Source organism: Actinocorallia sp. API 0066 (assembly GCF_020991275.1).
Taxonomy (GTDB): Bacteria; Actinomycetota; Actinomycetes; order Streptosporangiales; family Streptosporangiaceae; genus Actinocorallia.
Window position 1 is genome coordinate 173500 of sequence record NZ_JAJLQY010000010.1, and the last position, 19782, is coordinate 193281.

The window sequence follows — 19782 nt, forward strand, 5'->3', positions numbered from 1 at the left end:
CCCGTCCGCGACGCGACGGCGCCCGCGGGAGCGGAGGGGCTCCCACGGGCGGCGCGGGACGCGAGGTCGTCAGATGAGCTGGCGGCGGGCCGCCCACACGACGGCCTCAATGGGGGTGTTCACGTCGAGCCGGTCGCAGATGGTCCTGAGCCTCCGGCGCAGGGTCCGCGCGCTGAGCTCCAGCTTGCGCGCGGCGACGTCCGCCGTCACCCCGCTGGCGATCTGGGCGAGCAGTTTGAGTTCGTCCTCGCTCAGCCGAGGTTCGTCGAACGCCCTGCGTGCGAGCATGGCCTGTTCCACTCCATTCCTCCCTCGTCGTTGGTGCCGACCGCGGGGGCGCGGCCCTGGGGGGGCCGCACGGGCAATGGTTCTCGGTCTCAGTTCTGTTCGTCGGTGGCCAGACTCGGCCGATGCGTCGTTTGCGGGCCGTTCGCGGGGAACTGTGAGTAACGTCGGCGTGAGAGAGGGGACATCGGTTGCAGCCTTCCCCTTCCCGTTCCGTGAATCGTTTCAAGGTCCCTACGGTCCGGAACGCTAGGCGGCCGGATCCGGACCGTCAAGGTCCAAAAGGGCGCTCATTGTGATCATTCCGCCACGTCCGGTGCCGCACGGTGCGGCCTTCCACGAGCGATATGGCGTTAACCTGCGAGAACTCATCCCGGACCGGAGGGGAGTGGCCTGATGCGAGCAAGCATTCGTGAGGTGGCCCGACGCGCGGGAGTCTCAGTTGGGACCGTTTCGAATGTCCTAAACCGGCCAGAACAGGTGGCCGAAGCGACCAGAGTGCGGGTCCTCGCCGCCATCGACGAGCTCGGATTCGTCCGCAACGAGGCGGCGCGCGCCCTGCGCAAGGGCTCCGGCCGAACACTCGGAGTACTCGTCGAGGACCTCGCCAACCCCTACTTCACCGACGTCGCGCGCGGCGCCGAGGCGGCGCTCAACGCCGGCGGCTTCGACGTGCTCTGGTGCACCAGCGACGGCTCCCCCGAGAAGGAGCGCCGCTGCCTGGACTTCCTGGAGGAACAGGGCGTCTCCGGGCTCATCGTGACGCCCGTCGGGCTCGACGCGCGCCGCGTCGCCCGGCTGCGCGCGCACGGCATCCCCGTGGTGTTCGTCGACCGCAGGATCGCCGGAGTGAACGCCTGCTCCGTCACCGTGGACCACGTGGCGGGCGGCAGGCTCGCCGCCGAGCACCTCACCGCGCTCGGCAGGCACGACCTCGCGTTCGTCACCGCCGAGCCCGAGACGCCGCCGCTGCGCCAGCGCCGGGCCGGGGCGCTGCGCGCGCTCACCCAGGCCGGGCGCACCGCGCCGCTCACCATCGCCGAACCCGCGCTCAGCCCCGCGGCCGGACGGCGGGCGGCGCAGCGGCTGCTGGACTTTGGAACGCTCCCCGACGGCATCCTCTGCGCCAACGACCTCATCGCCATCGGTGTCGTCAACGAGCTGGTGCGGGCCGGGGTGAAGGTCCCGCAGGACGTCGCCGTGGTCGGCTACGACGACATCGAGCTCGCCGCCAGCGCCGTGGTGCCGCTCACCACGGTGCGCCAGCCCCGGCGCGATCTCGGCCGGATCGCGACGGAGCTGGCGCTCGCCGACGCCGAGGGCAGGCACATCGTGCTGGCTCCCGAACTCGTCGTCCGGGAGTCCGCCTCCTGAGCCGCTCGCGCGTTACGAGCCCGGCTTGACCAGCGGGAACAGGATCGTCTCGCGGATGTTCTTGCCGGTGAACGCCATGATCATCCGGTCGATTCCGGCGCCCATGCCGCCCGTCGGCGGCATCGCGTACTCCAGGGCGCGCAGGAAGTCCTCGTCCAGCTGCATCGCCTCCGGGTCGCCCCCGGCGGCGAGCAGCGACTGCTCGGTGAGCCTGCGGCGCTGCTCGATCGGGTCGACCAGCTCCGAGTAGGCGGTGCCCAGCTCGGTGCCGAACCCGATGAGATCCCATTTCTCGGTGAGCAGCGGCTCGTCCCGGTGCTGGCGCGTCAGCGGCGACGTCTCCAGCGGGTAGTCCATCACGAACGTCGGCTGGAGCAGGGTGTGCTCCACCAGCTCCTCGAAGATCTCCTGGACCAGCTTGCCCTGCCCCCACTTGGGATCCCAGTGGATGTCGCGGGCGTCGGCGAGCTTGCGCACCGCCTCGATCGGGGTGTGCGGGGTGACCTCCTCGCCCAGCGCCGCCGACACCGAGCCGAACAGCGTGACGCGCGGCCACACCGGCTGGCCCAGGTCGTACTCCTGGCCCTCGTGCACGACGACCGAGTGGCCCAACGCGGCGACGACGGCCTTCTGGTACATCCGCTGGGTGAGGTCGGCCATGTCGTTGTAGTCGAGATACGTGCCGTACGCCTCGAGCATGGTGAACTCGGGGTTGTGCGTGGAGTCGGCGCCCTCGTTCCGGAAGTTCCGGTTGATCTCGAAGACCTTCTCCACCCCGCCGACGACGAGCCGCTTCAGGTACAACTCGATCGCGATCCGGAGGTACAGCTCCATGTCGTAGGCGTTGATGTGCGTCTTGAACGGACGCGCCGACGCGCCGCCGTGGATCGGCTGCAGCATCGGCGTCTCGACCTCGAGGTAGCCCTCCTCGTGCCAGAAGTCGCGGACCGCGCGCACCGTGTCGCTGCGCAGCCGCGCCATCCGGCGCGCCTCGTCGTTGACGATGAGATCGACGTAGCGGTAGCGGACGCGGGCCTCGGGGTCGGTGAGCCCGGCGTGCTTCTCCGGCAGCGGGCGCAGGCACTTGGACGTCAGCACCCAGCGCTCGGCCATGATGGACAGCTCGCCGCGCTTGGACGAGATGATCTCGCCCTCGATGCCGACGTGGTCGCCCAGGTCGATGTCGCTCTTCCAGGCGGCCAGCGCCTCCTCGCCCACCCCGGCGAGCGAGATCATCACCTGGAGATCGCCGGTGCCGTCACGCAGCGTCGCGAAGCAGAGCTTGCCGCCGACGCGCGAGAGCATGACCCGCCCGGCGATCCCGACTTTCTCCCCCGTCTCGGTGCCCGGCTCCAGCTCGGGGTATTTCGCCCGCACCTCGGCGACGGTGCGGGTGCGCGGGAAGTTCACCGGATAGGGGTCGACGCCGTTCTCCCGCAGCCGCGCCACCTTCTCCAGGCGGACGCGCATCTGCTCGGGCGCGTCCGTGTAGTCGGCGGCGGGGCCGGAGGCCGGACCGTTGGTCTGCTCACTCACGGTGTCAGGCTACCGAGACCACAAATCCCGCGCGAACGGAAGCTGTGGATAACTCCGGCCGCCAGGCCCCGACGGCGCGTACGGGGCCCGACGGCACGGGTGGGTGGCCGCCCCCCGGGCCAAATCAAACACAGGATTCAGGAGCCGCCTATGTTGCGCTCGTAGATGAGGCGCAGTCCGTGCAGTGTCAGCCACGGCTCGAACGCGTCGATGCTGCGCGCCTCCTCCAGGACGAGCGGGGCGAGGCCGCCGGTCGCGATGACCTTCACCTCGTCCGGGTTCTCGTACAGCTCCTCGGCCATCCGGTCGACCAGGCCGTCGACCTGCCCGGCGAAGCCGAAGATGATGCCGGACTGGAGCGCCTCGACCGTGTTCTTCGCGATGACGTGCCGGGGCCGCACCAGCTCGATCTTGTGCAGCTGGGCGCCTCGGCTGGACAGCGCGTCGATCGAGATCTCGATGCCGGGGGCGATGGCCCCGCCTACGTACTCGCCCTTGGCCGAGATGCAGTCGAACGTCGTCGCGGTGCCGAAGTCCACGACGATGGCGGGGCCGCCGTACAGGTGGATGGCCGCCAGGGAGTTGACGATGCGGTCGGAGCCGACCTCCTTGGGGTTGTCCATCCGCACCGGCACGCCCGTCTTCACGCCAGGCTCGACGATGACGGCGGGCACGTCGCCGTAGTAGCGGCGGCACATCTCGCGCATCTCGTGCAAAACCGACGGGACGGTCGAGCACAGGGCGATTCCGCTGATGTCGGTGTCCACGAGGAGGGGGCTCTGGGTGACCAGCCCCTGGAGCACCACGGCGATCTCGTCGGCGGTGCGCCGCGGATCGGTGTTGATGCGCCAGTGCTCGATCACCTCGTCGCCCTCGAAGAGGCCGAGCACGGTGTGGGTGTTGCCGACGTCGATCGTGAGAAGCATCAGGTCCCCGCTGAACGGAAGTCAAGGCCGATGTCGAGGGCCGAAGCGGAATGCGTCAGGCCACCGACGGCAAGGTAGTCCACACCGGTCACGGCGGCGTCTCGGGCCCTGTCGAGGGACAGGCCGCCGGACGCCTCCAGGGTGGCGCGACCCTCCGTCAGGCGTACCGCTTCGGCCATCGTGGAGTCCGTCATATTGTCCAGCAGAATGTCCGTCGCTCCTGCCGTCAATGCCTCACGAAGCTGGTCAAGTGTGTCCACCTCGACCTGGATGTGCAGCTCCGGGTAACGCTTCCGGACCGCCTGGAAGGCAGCGGTGACCCCTCCGGCCGCCGCGACGTGGTTGTCCTTGATGAGGGCGGCGTCCTGGAGCGACATCCGGTGGTTGACGCCGCCGCCGCAGCGCACCGCCCACTTCTGCAGGTCGCGCAGGCCCGGCAGAGTCTTGCGGCTGTCCCGCACGCGTGCCTTCGTGCCCTCCAGCGCGGCCACCCACTGCGCCGTCCGGGTGGCGATCCCTGAAAGGTGCGTGAGGAAGTTCAGGGCTACCCGCTCGGCGCGCAGCAGCCCGACCGTGGGGGCGGTGACCGTCAGGAGGACCTCGCCAGCCCCTACCCGCTCGCCGTCCTTCACGCGCGGCTCCAGGACGGCGCTCTCGCCGAGCAGGAGCGCGAAGACGGCCTCGGCGACGAGCAGCCCGGACACGACGCCCTGCGCGCGCGCGGTGAAGTCCGCGGTGGAGACCTGCGCCGGGTCGAAGATCGGCTCGCTCGTCACGTCCACGTCGCCGTCCTCGGCCAGCGCGGCGCGCACGAGCGCGGCCACCCCGTCCGGATCGAGTCCCGCGGCGCGTAGCCGCTCCTGAAGCTCCGGTGTCATCACTCGCCCTTCACTGGTGTGGTCGTCGTCTCCGCGGCTCTCGCGGGGAGCGTGCGCAGCGTGTAGCCGTCGGGCCCGAGCCGGCCGGCGAGCCTGCCGAGCCACGCGGCGTCGTCGCGGCCGGGGAAGTCCTCGCGCCAGTGGCTGCCGCGTGTCTCGGCGCGTGTCCTGGCGGCCGCCACGACGGCCGTGGCGACCTGGTGGAGGTTGGTGGCCTCCCAGGCGGCCACGCCGGGCCGCGCGGACGTACGGGTGGCGAGCTCGGCAAGGCGGCGTTCGGCCTTCGCCAGCCCTTCCGCGCCGCGTAGGACGCCGCAGTAGGCGCTCATCACGTGCTGGACCTCCGCGCGGACTGAGGGGTCGAGCAGCCCTGTGGCGCGTTCCGACGGGCGTGCCTGCGGACGTGGCCCTGCGAGGTCGTCCCTGATCGCCTCGCCTATCCGTTCGGCGAAGACGAGTCCTTCGAGCAGCGAGTTGGAAGCCAGCCTGTTGGCTCCGTGCACACCCGTGCAGGCGACCTCCCCGCACGCGTACAGGCCGGGGATGGTGGTACGGCCGCGCAGGTCCGTCCTGACCCCTCCGCTGGCGTAGTGGGCCGCCGGGACGACGGGGACGGGCTCCGTCACGGGATCCACGCCGTGCAGGCGGCAGCTCGCGAGGATGTTGGGGAAGCGCGACTCCCAGAACGCGGCGCCCAGGTGGCGTCCGTCCAGCCACATGCAGGGCTCGCCCGTCTCGCGCATCCGGCTCATGATGCCCTTGGCGACGACGTCACGCGGCGCGAGTTCGGCGAGCTCGTGGCGGCCCGCCATGAAGCGCTCCCCGGAGGCGTCCACGAGGTGGGCGCCCTCGCCGCGCACCGCCTCGGAGATGAGCGGCTGCTGGCCCTCGGCGTCCGGGCCGAGCCACATGACGGTCGGGTGGAACTGGACGAACTCCAGGTCGGCGACCTCGGCCCCGGCCCGCAGCGCCAGCGCCACGCCGTCCCCGGTGGAGACCTCCGGGTTGGTGGTCGCCGCGAACACCTGCCCGAGCCCGCCCGTAGCCAGGATGACGGCCCGCGCGCGCACGGCGCCGACGCCGTCATGCGAGCCCTCCCCCATGACGTGCAGGGTGACGCCCGCAGCGCGACCGCCGTCCATGAGGAGGTCGAGGACGAGCGCGTGCTCGATCACCTCGACTCCGTCCGTCTCCTTGAGCACCGCCAGGAGGGCCCGGCTTATCTCCGCCCCGGTGGCGTCGCCTCCGGCGTGCGCTATCCGGCGCCGGTGGTGGCCGCCTTCGCGCGTCAGGGAGACGCTGCCGTCGGGGGCGAGGTCGAAGTGGGCGCCCGCCTCGATGAGCCGCCGGACCGCGCCGGGGCCTTCGGTGACGAGCGCCGCGACGGCGTCCTCGTCGCAGAGGCCGACCCCGGCGGTGAGCGTGTCGGCGAGGTGCTCGGCGGGGCTGTCCTCGGGCGCGAGGGCGGCGGCGATGCCGCCCTGGGCCCAGCGGGTCGAGCCGGCGTCGAGCAGCGCTTTGGTGACGAGCAGGACCCTGCCGTGCGCGGCCGCGCGGATCGCCGCGACGAGCCCGGCGATGCCGGACCCGATCACCACCACGTCGGTGTCCACGTGCCAGCCCGGTGCGCCGGCGGTCAGCCGCTCGATCATCACGCCCTCCTCGGGGGGTTTTCGTCAGTATGACACTAAACCCTTTCGAGGCATTCCTCAGGGTTCGCGAAGAAGGTCCGCAATGCCGGGACTATCCGGTCTGGGGCGCCGTCCCCGCAGGTCAGCGGCCCGTCCGCCCTGCGCGAACCCGCGCCCCGCCCGCTAGACGTCCTGGGCCACGAGGTCGGGACGGCGGGTGTCCGTCCCCGGCACCGGCTCGGCCGGATCGTCGCCCAGCAGCACGATCTTGTTCGCGCCGTCCACGTGCACGACCGACGGGCTGAACGCCCGCGCGTCCGCGTCGCTCATCGCCGCGTAGCTGATGACGATCACCAGGTCGCCGGGGTGGACCAGGTGCGCCGCCGCGCCGTTGATCCCGATCACCCCGGTGCCGCGCGGCCCCTCGATGACGTACGTCTCCAGCCGCGCCCCGTTGGTGATGTCGACGATCTGGACCTGCTCGCCCGGCAGCAGGTCGGCGGCGTCCATCAGATCGGCGTCGATCGTGACGGACCCGACATAGTGCAGGTCGGCCTGGGTGACCGTCGCCCGGTGGATCTTGGACTTGAACATGGTGCGGAACATCAGAACTCCAGGGGGAGGTTGTCGATCAGCCGGGTGGCGCCGACGCGGCCCGCGACGGCGAGGACAGCCGGACCGCGATGTCCGGGCGCGACGGGGGTGAACGTCGCCGGATCGGCGAGCACGAGGTAGTCCAGGCGTAGCGCGGGCTCCGCCTTCGCCGCCTCGTCCAGGACGGGCTGAGCGGCCGCCAGGACGGCCTCCGGCCCTTCCGAGACCGCCTCCCGTCCGGCGAAGAGGGCACGCGACAGCGCGAGCCCCGTCTTGCGCTCCTCCGGCGAGAGAAACCTGTTGCGGCTCGACAGCGCGAACCCGTCCGGCTCCCGGACCGTCGGCACCGCGACGATCTCGATGCCGAAGTCGAGATCCGCGACGAGCCGCCGCACGATCGCGAGCTGCTGCGCGTCCTTCTGCCCGAAGAACGCCAGATCGGGACGGACCATGCCGAACAGCTTGGCCACGACCGTCGCCATCCCGTCGAAGTGGCCCGGCCGCGCCGCGCCCTCGACGATCTCGCCCATCCGGCCGGTGCTCACCGACACCTCAAGCGGCCTCGGATACACCTCGTCGACCGAAGGCGCGAAGACAAGTGCCACCCCTTCGGCGGCGCAGACGGCGGCGTCCGCCTCCAGCGTCCTGGGGTAGCGGTCCAGGTCGGCCTGCTCGCCGAACTGGAGCGGGTTCACAAAGACGCTGACCACCACGTGGTCGGCGGCCTCGCGCGCCGTCCTGATCAGCTCGCGGTGCCCATCGTGCAGCGCCCCCATCGTGGGGACAAAAGCGACCGAACCCGGCAGCGCGCGGCGGCGCGCGCGCAGCTCGGCGACGGTGTGGACGATCATGGTGATCCCTCCGGGGAGTCGGACAGGACGCCGAGCAGCCGTTCGGCGGCCTCCGGCTTGAGCAGCCCTGCGTCGAGCGCGAGATCGGCGGTACGCCTGGCCAGCGCCAGGTAGGCGGCGACGGAGTCGGGCTCCGCCGCCTTGAGCGCGGCGACGTGGTCGGCGACGGTGCCCGCGTCGCCCCGCGCGACGGGCCCGGTCAGCCCCTGGCCGCCCAGCCTGAGGCCGTTGTCCAGCGCTGCCCCCAGCAGCGGCCCGAGCATCCTGCCCGGCTCCGCCACGCCCGCCTTACGCAGCAGTTCGGCGGCCTCCACCACGAGCGTCACCAGGTGATTGGAGCCGCTCGCCAGAGCAGCGTGATACAGGGTGCGGCTCTCCTCCTCGATCCAGACGGGCTCCGCGCCCATCTCCACGACGAGCGCCTCGGCGATCGGGCGCAGCGGCCCCGGCGCGGTGACGCCGAACGAGATCCCCGCCAGCCGCGCCAGATCGTCGGGACGGCCCGTGAACGTCATCACCGGGTGGAGCGCCAGCGGCAGCCCCCCGGCCCGCGTCAGGGGCTCCAGGACGCCGGAGCCGTGCCGTCCGCTGGCGTGTGCGAAGAGCTTGCCCTGCACCGCCACACCCGCCGCGACGATGCCCGCGGCCAACCCCGCGAGCTCGTCGTCGGGGACGGTCAGCAGCACCAGATCGGCGGATTCCACCACTTCCTGGGGCGGCACGAAGGGCACACCGGGCAGGAGCGCCTCGGCGCGCTGCCGCGCGGAGACGGCGGACGCGGCCACCACGGAGTGCCCGGCGCGCGCCAGGGCGGCGGCCAGGACCGCGCCCACACGGCCCGCGCCGACCACCCCGATCCGGAGCCTGCCGGGTCGCTGAGAAGGCGTTTTCATGAACGTTCCAGTCCTCGCAAGGGGTACCGGACGGTTGCGACAGCCAAGGGTACCCAAACCCCGGAGCGGCTCTCCTGACACCCGCCCTGACCCGTGGTCAGCAAAAGGTCGCCTCGGCGCCATAGCGGCCCGTGGGTCCCACGGGCCAAGGTTGTTCCTGCGACACAACCATCACACACGGTGAAGGGAGGCGCCTAACGCGGATCTTCCGGACGAAGGATTCAGGGGTCCTGGCGGCCGCCGTCCTACCGGTGCTCCCCCGCTCGCTCGGGGCGGCCCTGGTGCTCACCCGGTCAAGTCCGGACGGCGGTCGCCCCCGGGGCCGAACTCGGCGCCCATGTCGAGCTCGACCCCTCGGGACTGCATCAGCCAGCCGAAGCCGCCGAGCCCCGCGGGGTCGGTCAGCTCGGCCGCCTCCCCGGCCCGCGCCAGCATCCGCAGGTAGTGCCGGGGATCGGCCTCCGCGAGCTCTCGCGAGGGCCGCGCGCCGCTCACCCCCAGGGCGTGCAGCGCCGCACGCTGCGTGGTGAGCACCGTCTCCAGCGACGCCCACGGGGAGGGCGTGGCAGGGACGCCGCACGCCTCCGAGGCGTCCCGGCCAGGAGACGTCGGGGCCGTCTCGCCGGCCGGCCTGGTGGCCGCCGAGACGGCCCCCGCGCGGACCCCGCTTCCGGGCCCGTCGGCCCGCCCGGCCACGTCGCGGGCGTTCCCTTCGGGCCGGTCGGCCCGCCGGGCGTCCGCCACGGCGCGGGCGGCTTCGGCGGCGGAGTCGAGGGCCACGTGCGCGGTGATGTCGCACGTCCCGTCCGGCATGGGCGTGACGACGTGGCCGTCGCGGTACCCGGTGAGCGTCGGCCGCCGGGTCGTCGCGTCATGCGCGTAGTCCACGGCGACGGCGACCCCGGCCTCCAGCGCGGCCACCAGGCCCGCCCAGGCGAGGTCCCTGGCCCTGCCGACCTCGGCCCGGTCACCGTCCGGCCACCAGCGCTCCAGCCAGGCGAGGTCCTCCGGGCACGGCGGCGGCCCGAGCGCCTCCCGGCCCCGGCCGTCCACCAGCACGGTGCGCGGCCCGTCCGGCGTGCGCTCGACCACGTCGAGGGGCACGTTGTCGAGCCACTCGTTGGCGATCACCAGCCCGGTGATCCGCTCCGGCGGCGCCGTCGCCCACACCAGCCCGTCCACCTCGCGGCGCGCGCTCAGCTCCACCTCGACGGCCACGGCGCGCGTCCGCTCCCGCACCCCGGGCGGCACCGCGGCGAGGACGCGCTCGGCGAGGGTCCCGTCGCCCGCGCCCATGTCCACAAAGTCGAGCCGCGCGGGCCCGCCGAGCGCCGTGTCGACGGCGACGAGCAGCCGTGCCAGCGCCTCCGCGAACAGCGGCGACGCATGCACCGATGTCCGGAAATGTCGCTCCGGACTCTGCGTCCGGTAGAACCCCTCGGGCCCGTACAGGGCCCCCTCCATCGCCTCGCGCCACCCGATCACGCGGCCTAGCGTGACACACCCGTGTCGCCATGGACCCACCAGATCCTGTGACATATCGACCACGGAAGGTAAAGGGATGGTGATCCTTGCCCCCCGATCGGGTAATCGTGCTCGAATTAGCGACCCACTACCGGCGAGTAGCTGAATAACTACTCCACGTGAGAGTTCGGGGCGGCATTGCTCCGATGCTTCGTCCACGTACCAGGAGGATCTCCTTCAATGTCGCTCAAGAAAATCGCCGGTACCGGCCTGCTCGCCTTCGCCGCCTTCGGTGTCCTCGGCGGCTCCGCCCAGGCGCTCGCCTCGAACGGCGGTAACGACGGCCCGGAGAACAACAACAACACCGGCCTCCTCACGGGCATCCAGCTGATCGCGCCGATCTCGATCCCGGTCAACCTCTGCGGCAACGGCATCGCGGTCCTGGGCATCGCCAGCGGCTCCTGCACCGACAGCGGCGTCGCCGTCAAGAACGACTTCTAAGTCGCTCGTGAAACGGCCGGCGGTCCCCACGGGACCGCCGGCCGTTCGCGTTCCCACCCAGGCCGCCTGACCCGCCACCAAGACTTTCGACCCACCCGGCCTCCACGCGCCAACGCACTCGCCACCCGATCTCTCACGCGCCCGCCGTCAGCGCGCCCGACGTCGGCGCGCCCGCCGTCAGCGGGCCCAGCGTTCGGGCGTCGCCGCGCCCGCCCGTGCCAGCGCCGCGCGCACCACCGTCTCGTCTGCGAGTTCCCGTGCCTCCACGACATCCCGGTCGACCGCCGCGACCTGCACCGGACCCGGCGGCACGTCGACGTGCACCGTCGCCAGCCCGCGCAGCCGCTGCCACGGCGTCGCCGTCAACCGCACCGACTGCGCCCGCGCGAACGCCACGACGTCCCACGTCCGGCACGCCCACCCCCGACGCGTCACGAACACCTCGCGGGACGCCCCCGCCGCGGCGTGCTCTCGGCGCCCGGTGGTCAGCGGCACCTCGGCGGGCGAGGGGAAGAACTCCGCCACCAGCGCGAACGCCGCCCAGCGCGGCCCCACCGGCAGCAGCGTCGACGACAGCGCCTGCCTGTCACCCCCGTACCCCGCGACGGTCACCTCCACACGCGCCCATCCAAAAACACGCCAGATCAGCGGCTCCGTCACCCGCGCCGCCTGGATCCGCCCCGGCGGGATCGTCTGCACCCGCGTCTCGAACAGCCCGTACCGCAGCCTGATGCCGTCCGGCGCGACCGCGATCGCGAACTCGGTGAACCGCACGAGCGGCGCCACCACCCCCTGAAGCAGCCCGAGCAGCAGCGGCACCGCGACGGCGAGCACCCCCAGCTCACCGAACACGATCCCGAAGACGACGAACGCGAAGAACGCGGCGACCGCGAGCAGCACCGGGATCCGCAGCAGCAGCGACGCCACGAGCATCCCCAGCGTCACCCTGCCGAACGGCCGCTCCGGCGCCTCCGGCGTGTGCGCGGGCAGCCCGGCCGCCAGCGCCAGCAGCTCCGCGCGCAGCGCCCGCGCCTCCCGCTCCCCCAGATACCGCAGCACGATCTCCGCCGACGCACCGCCCGCCAGCTCCACCCGCACCTCGGCGAGGCCCAGCACCCTGCCTACGAGCGGCTGTACCACGTCGACACCCTGCGTCCGCGACAGCGGGATCCGCCGGATCCGGCTGCGCACGATGCCCGTGTCCACCACGAGGTCGTCGCCCTCGATCCAGTACCGCAGCGCCCACCAGTGCCACAGCCCGACACCGCCCGCCACCAGCGCGACCGGCACCGACAGCGCGACGAACAGGACGATCCTGACAACCGGGATGGTGACCGTGCCGTCCCCGGAAGGCACCACGAGCACCCACATCCCAAACAACACGAAGTAGACGACAAAGATGGTGAGCGCGCGCAGCGGCGCCGTCGCCCAGTGCAGGCGGCGCGCCCCGACGGCGGGCCAGGCCGCGCGCGGCGCCATCGTGAAGTACGGCGTCACAGGCCCGACCCCTGGTCTCCGCGGCGCGCGAGCCTGTCGCGCAGCTGGTCGGCCACCGCCGTCGGCAGGCCGGGGACGCGCGCGTCCGTCGTCGCGGCGGCGGTGTGCAGCCGGACCGTCGCCAGCCCGAGCAGTTGCTCCAGCGGCCCCGACGTCACGTCGACGAACTGCATCCGCCCGTACGGCACGATCACGACACGCCTGCCGAACACCCCCGAGGTGACGACGAGGTCGTCCGCGCGCTCCAGGAACCCCCACGCCTGGTACTCCTGCTCGGCCGCCACCCACGCCAGCACCAGCCCGATGACAACGGCGAGCACCCACAGCAGCACCCCGACGTCGCCCGCCGACCGCGCCACCACAAACGCGCCGACCGGGCCGACGGCGGCCGCCACCAGCGCCGCCACCAGCCGCCGGTACCACCGGTAGCGCGGCGACAGCGGCCACCAGCGCGTGCCGTCCGGCGGCCCGAACGCCTCCTCGCGGCTGCGCTGGCGGTACGGCTCCGGCGGCATCATCTGCGGCTGCTCGTTCATCGCGCCCCAGTCAACCCGAAACGCCCCGGCTTGGACACCGCCGCGCCCGCGCACCGCGCGCGGCCGTCTGTCACCATGGCCTCCATGGAGACGCGCACTGTCGGGATCGGAGCCGGCGCCAAGGAGCTCGCGACCGAGGACATGGTCCTCAACATCGGACCGCAGCACCCGTCCACCCACGGTGTGCTCAGGCTGCGGCTCACCGTGGACGGCGAGCGCATCGAGGCGTGCGAGCCGATCATCGGATACATGCACCGCGGCGCCGAGAAGCTCTTTGAGGTGCGCGACCTGCGCCAGGTCGTCGTGCTGGCCAACCGGCACGACTGGCTTTCGGCGTTCGCGAACGAGCTGGGCGTCGTGCTCGCGGCCGAGCGGATGCTGGGCATGGAGGTGCCGGAGCGGGCCGTGTGGGCGCGCACGCTCCTCGCCGAGCTGAACCGGGTCCTCAACCACCTCATGTTCCTCGGCTCCTACCCGCTTGAGGTCGGCGCCATCACTCCGGTGTTCTACGCGTTCCGCGAGCGCGAGGAAATTCAGCGGGTGCTGGAGGAGGTCTCCGGCGGACGCCTGCATTACATGTTCAACCGGGTGGGCGGCCTCAAAGAGGACCTTCCGTACGGCTGGCTGGAGCGGACACGCCAGGCCGTCGCCCTCGTCCGGTCCCGGCTGAGCGACATTTCCGACCTGATCCTCGGCAACGAGATCTTCCGGGCGCGGACGCGCGGCGTGGGCGTGCTCACCCGCGAGCAGATCCTCCAGTACGGGGTCAGCGGGCCCATCGCGCGGGCGTCCGGCGTCGACTTCGACCTGCGCCGCGACGAGCCGTACCTCGCCTACGGGGAACTCGACGTGCCCGTCGTCACCCGGACCGAGGGCGACTGCCTCGCCCGCTTCGAGATCCTCCTCGACCAGACCCGCGTCTCCCTCGACCTCGCCGACGCCTGCCTCGACCGGCTCGCCGACCTGCCGCCGGGCCCGATCAACCAGCGGCTGCCGAAGATCCTCAAGATCCCCGTCGGCCACACCTACGCCTGGACCGAGAACCCCCTCGGCCTCAACGGCTACTTCCTCGTCTCCCGCGGCGAGAAGACCCCGTGGCGCCTCAAACTCCGCAGCGCCAGCTTCAACAACATCCAGGTACTCCCCGAAATGCTCAGGGGCCTCCTCATCTCCGACATGATCGCCATCCTCGGCAGCATGTTTTTTGTGGTCGGAGATGTCGACAAATAGCGCTATCTGGGGTTTTTGTCGTCTTTGCCCTTGGGGATGCGGCAGCACCATTCCAGGAAGAAGCCGGCGCCCGTCAGGACGAGGGCGGAAAGCGCCGTCGCGGCACTGACGAAGAAGTCGTGCCGCAGCGTCGGCTTGTCCAGATCCCCGGCGACAAAGAGGACGAAGCCCAGGAAAACACCGGCGAGCGCGGCGGCGGCGTGCGCGCTCGCCTTGCCCAGCACCGCCATCCGGGCGACGCTCAGCGGATCGACCGGCCGCGCCGACTCCGCCGCCGACCTGTGCAGGATCTTGTTCCGGGTGCTGACCCCGCTGAAGACCTCACCGACCGCCAGCAGCAGGAACGTCGGCACCGCCGTCCACGGCAGCGGCGGCAGCGTGCTGTAGAAAAGCCGCAACACCACCCACACCGCCAGCGCCGGGACGACGACCAGCGCCAGCAGCACCGCCGGACGCGACGGCTTCACGAGGGGAACTGGAGGGCCAGGTCGTCACGCAGGGTGACGACTTGATCGGTGATCACCGCCGCGAGGTCGGCGACCCGGCCGTGCGGCTCCAGCACCGCGTCAGGATCCACCTCCGCCCACGGGACGAGCACGAACGCCCGTTCGTGCGCGCGCGGGTGCGGCAACGAGAGCACCGGATCGTCAGACGTGACGCCCTCGTAGAACACGATGTCGATGTCGAGGGTGCGCGGCCCCCAGCGGATCACCCGCTCCCGGCGCATCGACTCCTCGATAGACAGGACCCTGTCCAGCAGCGTCATAGGCGCGAGCCGGGTGGTGGCGACCACAACGATGTTGAGGAAGTCGTCCTGCTCGATACCGCCCCACGGGGCTGTCTCATAGACGCCGGACACCCTCCTCAGCGTCAGGCCGGGCGCGTCGAAGAGCGCGTCGATGGCCTCCTGGAGGTTGTCCAGGCGATCACCGAGGTTACTGCCCAGCGACAGCACCACCCTGTGGTCGGACAGCATGTGGCCGCCGGTGACGGTGGGATCGTCGTGTGCGCTCATCCGCGGCTCCTGAAGATCGTGACGGCGACGTCGGCGAAGGGGTGGGGGATCGGTGCGGCAGGCTTGTGCACGGTGACCTCGGCGCTGCGTACCCGCAGATCGGCCAGGCACACATCGGCGAGCCGCTCAGCAAGGGTCTCGATGAGATCAACGGGCTCGCCCGTCACGACATCCACGAGCGACGTGGCCAGTTCGCCGTAGTGGACGGTAAGGGAAACGTCGTCCTTCTCGGCGGCCGGACGCAGGTCAAGGCCCAGCACAACATCCACGACGAACTCCTGTCCGAGTTCCCTCTCGGCCGGGAGCACCCCGTGGTTGCCCCGCGCGCGCAACCCGCGCAGCTCAATCCGATCCATCGTCGTCCGTTCCGTCGAGCACCGGCGAACCGTGGTTCACCCACAGGCGCCAGCGGCCCTCATCACGTACGAACACCTTGGTGGACACGACGCTTCCCCCGGCGATGAAACCCTCCTCGCCCTCGTCGGCCGTGAGGATGTTCTCCTCGCACGTCAGGACGGCCTGGTCGCCGCGCACCTCGGTCCGCACGTCGGTGAGCACGAACTGGATGTAGGCGGTGTTCGCCATGATCAGCGCCCACGAGCGCATGATCTCGTCGCGCCCGCGCAGCATCGACCAGCCCGGGTGGACGCAGGTGAGCGTCTCGGCGAAGTCCCCGTCCGCCCAGACCTCGTGCATGAGGTCCAGGTCACCGTTCTCAAAAGCCGAATAGAACCTGGCATTCGCGGCCTCTACCGCTGCGGCGTCATCCACGCGCTGAGCCTACGGCCGCCGCCACCCGTACCGCGTCCGCGTTCGCCTTGACGTTGTGAACCCGTACGCACCAGGCCCCCTCCAGCGCGGCGATGGCGCTGACGGCGACCGTCGCGTCGTCACATTCCGTGAACGGGCGTGGGCGGCCGTCGGCGTCGGCGAGGAGCTTGCCGAGGAACCGTTTGCGGGACGCGCCGATCAGCACCGGGAAGTCCCGGCTGAGTTCGCGGGTCACGGCGAGGAGTTCCCAGTTGTGCTCGGGCTGCTTGGCGAACCCCAGCCCCGGGTCCAGCACGATCATCTCCGGCGCGACCCCCTGGCCGATGACCTCTTCGACCCGTGCCCTGAGTTCCTTCTGGACGTCCACGACGATGTCCCGGTACTGGGCCCGGGTGTGCATCTCGTGCCCGTGGCCGCGCCAGTGCATCACCACGTAAGGCACCCCCGCCCCTGCGACGAACTGCGCCATGTCGGGGTCTGCGAGCCCGCCGCTCACGTCGTTCACCAGCCGCGCGCCCGCCGCCACCGCCGCTTCCGCCACCTCGGCCCGCATCGTGTCGACGCTGACCGGCACCCCTTCGCCCACCAGCCCCGCCACCACGGGCAGCACCCGCCGCAGCTCCTCTTTCAACGAGACCCGCTGCGCCCCGGGCCGCGTCGATTCCCCACCCACGTCGACGATGTCGGCCCCGTCCCGCACCAACTCAAGCCCATGCTTCACCGCCTGCTCCTGATCAAACCACTCCCCCCCATCACTGAAGGAGTCAGGAGTGACGTTCACCACCCCCATGACCAAACACCGATCACCATCAGGCAGCCCAGGAACCCTCATACACCCACCCTAAGCCCTCCCCCTCCTCCCCCACCCCCCTCCCCTACTCCACCCCCGGCACCCGAAAACACCCAGACCCCACATTAACCCCAATGCGTACGCCTCTTTTATTGCTAGCTTCAATTATCTCGAATGATGCACCATACCCAACTGTCGGCGCATTGAAGACATATTCGCGCCGATTACCATTGTTGGACACCCGAGTCCAGCCTAGATCAGCAAGTGATTGAGAGAGCCCGGAGAGCACGACTGCCGGATCCCGGTCACCGACGACAACAAAAGTATCGACGGTCTCACGAAATGGCGAGTAGCTCGGATACCACGACTCACTACGAGACTCTGCGCCAGGAACATCCATAGCCATAGATTCCGAACAGGAGACAGGCGCAATTACAGGGCTCTGCAAGACGAGCCCATCGCCCATAGATTCCTCGACCTGTCGAACATACCCGCGAAGAACTTCCGCGACCACGTCCGGAGCAGCAGTCGGAAGCGGCCCTTCAAAATCATTTATCATGGACCCAAGATTCGAACACGCCATAGTTCCGAACAAGACAACGACTGGCAAGGACAGTTTTATAGGTACCGCACAGTTGGTCATCTATAGAGCCTTGGCCTCTCGGCAAGAACCGGGTCGTCTGATTGCTCGGGTGTAAAGTGACCGCCCATAATCACCTTTGCCTGATTGTCCAGACTTTGTGATTCTTCTGCCCAGTAGGCACTATGACCTCTTGTATCCGTCGCGAGAATATTAGCACCGAATCCTTCATCTGAAGGAACTTGCGGAACTACCGACACCCCATTAATGGCAGCACCACCATGAGTGAACCGACCTATCTGAGGAACAGGATCCCCAGTCGCCGCCATGACCCACACATTCTCAGGCTTAACATCGAGATCCTTTGCTTCGCCTACATGCATACCAGGACTCCCCACAGCAATCACCTCATCGACTTTGAGGTCGCCGCGAATAGCAGCTTCACCGATCACAACTGAGCCATAGCTATGCCCTATTGCAGTAACATGCTTGCTGGAACCAGCCGGAAGCCCGTCAATGAATCGAAGCAGTTTCGGAGCACCTGCCTCAGCGTACTTATCCACCGGAGCATCCTTCAGGATCGTGTCTGGAGCGTCATAGCCAAGCCAGACGATAGTCGCAACGGATCCGGATCCATATTTCACACTACGTCGCCACAGATTTGCCGCCCTGTCTAGATCCCCCCGAATACTATCTATCTGTGCCGTCGTTCCAGGAACGTAAACGGCAACATTATCCGCACTGTCCGGATCTCCGATAGACAGGATCAACCTACCGTCAGGCCCATCAAGACCATCAGAGATGGCACTCAGCCTGAGTCCGAACTTCAATCCCCCACCTCCAAATGAGTCCCATTCTCCAGGCACTGTCGAATCAAATCCGATCAATCTCACTTTCAGGCCGCCACCTTCGAGCCTTTCAATCTGTCCCACAAGTTGCCTGAGGCGGGTGAGGTCTCGGGTTTCGAAAGGGGTTTGGTGGGTGGGGGGTAGGGATTCCAGGTGGGTTAGGCGGGTGGTGAGGGTTTGGCGGTTGGCTTTGTCTCGGGCGGGGGTGGGGAGGCCGTCGGTCCAGCCGATGGTGGAGGGGAAGGCTCGGGTGTAGAGGGATTGTTGGCGGGGGGTGAGGTGGGACCACCAGGTGGCGGCGGCCTGGGGGTCGTGGACGGGGATGTCCATCGGGTGGAGGCCGGAATTGATGAGGCTTGTGTAGAGGGAGTGGTTTTCGCCCATGAGGGTTTTCATCAGGGCGTTCGAGGCTTTGATCCACTCTTGTCGGGTGGGGTCGGCGGCGGCTTTGAGGAGGTCGCGGCGGCGGCGCAGGTCGGGGAGTTCCACGCGCAGGTCGGCGCCTGCGCGGGCGATGCGCCGACCGGGCCCGGAGGGGGCGCCCAGCGACGTCAGAAGGCGGGAGATCTCCTCGCCGACGGAGATCCAGGTCCGCGCGGCACGGTCCAGGACGCGCACGAGCTCGGCGATCCCGGACGGCGACCCTTCGGCCACGCCGGGGCGCGAGGAGGGCCCGGCCCCGGGAGCGGGCAGCGCGGGCTCAGGGACACGCACAGGAGGGGTGAGGGCGCGTCCCACCTCGTCGGCGCGGTAGGCGGCGTCCCCGACGGCTCTGCGGACGTCCCGGTGCCGGTCGGCGACGCGTGTGTGGAGGGCGCTTCCGGCGGGCCCGACGAGCACGTCCGAGCCCAGCAGCCGGTAGATCCCGGCTGCCGCGGCCCCGGCCCGCGCGCCCTCCCGCGCGATCCCGGCCCCGGCCCGCCGCACCAGTTCGCCCGTGACCATGCAGCCCTCCCGGCGGGCGCCCCTCACCCGCCGGAAGCCATCCTCAGCACCTGCGGGCCCGCACGTCCCCTACTTGCCCGAACCCGCACCCGCCCGAACCGTCCCCTTGACCGGCCGCGGACGGCGCCGACGGCCCCGCGAAAGCGCATTTCTCGGGTTTCCGCCGGATATCAGGTATCAGTGCCGCTACCTCAGGACAGCTGGGGAAATAGCGGCACGCTCGAATGACCGATCGGCCCGGATTACTCAGGGACAGCGGTGACTTTTCCACACAAGGCGACGAAGCGGCGGCGGGATTCTCCGGGACGGCCTAAAGTCTTGGCCAATCGGTCTTCCACGGAAAGGACTGACGTCCATGGGCGCGGATCGGCGCGGCGGGAATCTGGGGCAGATGGAGGAGTTGTCGCGGCTCTTCTCCAAACACTCCCGGAACCTGGACAGCCTGATCAGGGATCTGAACGGTCGTACCGTCGGGTCCTCGGAGATCTGGTGGGGTCCGGGCGCCGACCGTTTCCGGGCGGCGTGGGCGGAGGCCAAATCCGCTTTCGACAGGATGGCCGTCGCCCTTGAGGAGGGCGCCGGCGACATCCGCCGCTCGCAGGCGAACATCGAGGCGGCGACCCGCTGAAAGACCGTA

Annotated in this window: 21 protein-coding genes; 4 read left to right on the forward strand and 17 right to left on the reverse strand. The window is 70.0% G+C overall.

Annotated features, from left to right (window positions below; all coding sequences use genetic code 11):
• Positions 1-69: 69 nt before the first annotated feature.
• Entirely contained in the window at positions 70-288 is a 219-nt protein-coding gene (locus LO762_RS24220) for a LuxR C-terminal-related transcriptional regulator (RefSeq protein ID WP_123670976.1), read from the reverse strand.
• Positions 289-681: 393 nt separating this feature from the next.
• Here LO762_RS24220 and LO762_RS24225 point away from each other — a divergent pair, with 393 nt between their 5' ends.
• On the forward strand, positions 682-1659 hold the full coding sequence (locus LO762_RS24225) for a LacI family DNA-binding transcriptional regulator (protein WP_230618280.1): 978 nt from the start codon (positions 682-684) through the stop codon (positions 1657-1659).
• A gap of 12 nt (positions 1660-1671) precedes the next feature.
• Here the strand turns inward: LO762_RS24225 and lysX are convergent, their stop codons facing one another.
• The 8 genes from lysX to LO762_RS24265 all read right to left on the reverse strand — a co-directional run bounded on the left by lysX (position 1672) and on the right by LO762_RS24265 (position 10453).
• Positions 1672-3195: a bifunctional lysylphosphatidylglycerol synthetase/lysine--tRNA ligase LysX gene (lysX, locus tag LO762_RS24230; protein WP_308104453.1), complete on the reverse strand. Its 1524-nt coding sequence runs from the start codon at positions 3193-3195 to the stop codon at positions 1672-1674.
• A 137-nt stretch (positions 3196-3332) separates the two neighbouring features.
• Positions 3333-4121 carry a type III pantothenate kinase gene (locus tag LO762_RS24235; protein WP_230618282.1) on the reverse strand — a complete coding sequence of 263 codons (789 nt, stop codon included), beginning with the start codon at positions 4119-4121 and terminating at the stop codon, positions 3333-3335.
• Complete coding sequence (gene nadC / locus LO762_RS24240) at positions 4121-4999, reverse strand: carboxylating nicotinate-nucleotide diphosphorylase (RefSeq protein WP_230618283.1); 879 nt, start codon at positions 4997-4999, stop codon at positions 4121-4123. Before nadC ends, LO762_RS24235 begins: the two co-directional genes overlap by 1 nt.
• Positions 4999-6651 carry an L-aspartate oxidase gene (locus tag LO762_RS24245; protein WP_230618285.1) on the reverse strand — a complete coding sequence of 551 codons (1653 nt, stop codon included), beginning with the start codon at positions 6649-6651 and terminating at the stop codon, positions 4999-5001. The genes nadC and LO762_RS24245 overlap by 1 nt, the downstream gene beginning before the upstream one ends.
• A gap of 162 nt (positions 6652-6813) precedes the next feature.
• On the reverse strand, positions 6814-7236 hold the full coding sequence (gene panD, locus LO762_RS24250; RefSeq protein WP_230618286.1) for an aspartate 1-decarboxylase: 423 nt from the start codon (positions 7234-7236) through the stop codon (positions 6814-6816).
• Complete coding sequence (gene panC, locus LO762_RS24255; RefSeq protein ID WP_230618287.1) at positions 7236-8075, reverse strand: pantoate--beta-alanine ligase; 840 nt, start codon at positions 8073-8075, stop codon at positions 7236-7238. The genes panD and panC overlap by 1 nt, the downstream gene beginning before the upstream one ends.
• Positions 8072-8968, reverse strand: coding sequence for a Rossmann-like and DUF2520 domain-containing protein (locus tag LO762_RS24260; RefSeq protein WP_230618288.1), 897 nt, complete (start codon positions 8966-8968; stop codon positions 8072-8074). Before LO762_RS24260 ends, panC begins: the two co-directional genes overlap by 4 nt.
• A gap of 285 nt (positions 8969-9253) precedes the next feature.
• The gene (locus LO762_RS24265; protein ID WP_230618290.1) at positions 9254-10453 is read right to left on the reverse strand and encodes an SAM-dependent methyltransferase; all 1200 of its coding nucleotides are present in this window, start codon (positions 10451-10453) and stop codon (positions 9254-9256) included.
• Between the two features lie 219 nt (positions 10454-10672).
• Between LO762_RS24265 and LO762_RS24270 the strand changes: the two genes are divergently transcribed.
• Positions 10673-10933 (forward strand): chaplin family protein, encoded by a 261-nt coding sequence (locus tag LO762_RS24270; protein WP_230618292.1) that lies wholly within the window; start codon positions 10673-10675, stop codon positions 10931-10933.
• 177 nt (positions 10934-11110) lie between these two features.
• Here the strand turns inward: LO762_RS24270 and LO762_RS24275 are convergent, their stop codons facing one another.
• Entirely contained in the window at positions 11111-12430 is a 1320-nt protein-coding gene (locus LO762_RS24275; protein ID WP_230618294.1) for a PH domain-containing protein, read from the reverse strand.
• A complete protein-coding gene (locus LO762_RS24280) occupies positions 12427-12966 on the reverse strand; it encodes a PH domain-containing protein (RefSeq protein WP_230618295.1) in 540 nt (179 codons plus the stop codon). The genes LO762_RS24275 and LO762_RS24280 overlap by 4 nt, the downstream gene beginning before the upstream one ends.
• An 84-nt stretch (positions 12967-13050) precedes the next feature.
• Here LO762_RS24280 and LO762_RS24285 point away from each other — a divergent pair, with 84 nt between their 5' ends.
• On the forward strand, positions 13051-14196 hold the full coding sequence (locus LO762_RS24285; protein WP_230618297.1) for an NADH-quinone oxidoreductase subunit D: 1146 nt from the start codon (positions 13051-13053) through the stop codon (positions 14194-14196).
• A 2-nt stretch (positions 14197-14198) separates the two neighbouring features.
• On the opposite strand, the gene LO762_RS24290 is transcribed toward LO762_RS24285, so the two are convergent.
• From LO762_RS24290 to LO762_RS24315, 6 genes are all read right to left on the reverse strand, one after another.
• Positions 14199-14663, reverse strand: a complete 465-nt coding sequence (locus LO762_RS24290) for a DUF3180 domain-containing protein (RefSeq protein WP_230618299.1) — start codon at positions 14661-14663, stop codon at positions 14199-14201.
• On the reverse strand, positions 14660-15211 hold the full coding sequence (gene folK / locus LO762_RS24295) for a 2-amino-4-hydroxy-6-hydroxymethyldihydropteridine diphosphokinase (protein ID WP_230618300.1): 552 nt from the start codon (positions 15209-15211) through the stop codon (positions 14660-14662). The genes LO762_RS24290 and folK overlap by 4 nt, the downstream gene beginning before the upstream one ends.
• A complete protein-coding gene (folB, locus tag LO762_RS24300) occupies positions 15208-15567 on the reverse strand; it encodes a dihydroneopterin aldolase (RefSeq protein WP_230618302.1) in 360 nt (119 codons plus the stop codon). The genes folK and folB overlap by 4 nt, the downstream gene beginning before the upstream one ends.
• Positions 15554-15982, reverse strand: a complete 429-nt coding sequence (locus LO762_RS24305; protein ID WP_230618304.1) for a nuclear transport factor 2 family protein — start codon at positions 15980-15982, stop codon at positions 15554-15556. Before LO762_RS24305 ends, folB begins: the two co-directional genes overlap by 14 nt.
• Complete coding sequence (gene folP, locus LO762_RS24310; protein WP_230618306.1) at positions 15975-16772, reverse strand: dihydropteroate synthase; 798 nt, start codon at positions 16770-16772, stop codon at positions 15975-15977. The genes LO762_RS24305 and folP overlap by 8 nt, the downstream gene beginning before the upstream one ends.
• A 639-nt stretch (positions 16773-17411) precedes the next feature.
• Positions 17412-18689 (reverse strand): alpha/beta hydrolase, encoded by a 1278-nt coding sequence (locus LO762_RS24315; protein WP_308104459.1) that lies wholly within the window; start codon positions 18687-18689, stop codon positions 17412-17414.
• Positions 18690-19500: 811 nt separating this feature from the next.
• Between LO762_RS24315 and LO762_RS24320 the strand changes: the two genes are divergently transcribed.
• Positions 19501-19773, forward strand: a complete 273-nt coding sequence (locus LO762_RS24320; protein WP_230618310.1) for a WXG100 family type VII secretion target — start codon at positions 19501-19503, stop codon at positions 19771-19773.
• Positions 19774-19782 lie beyond the last annotated feature (9 nt).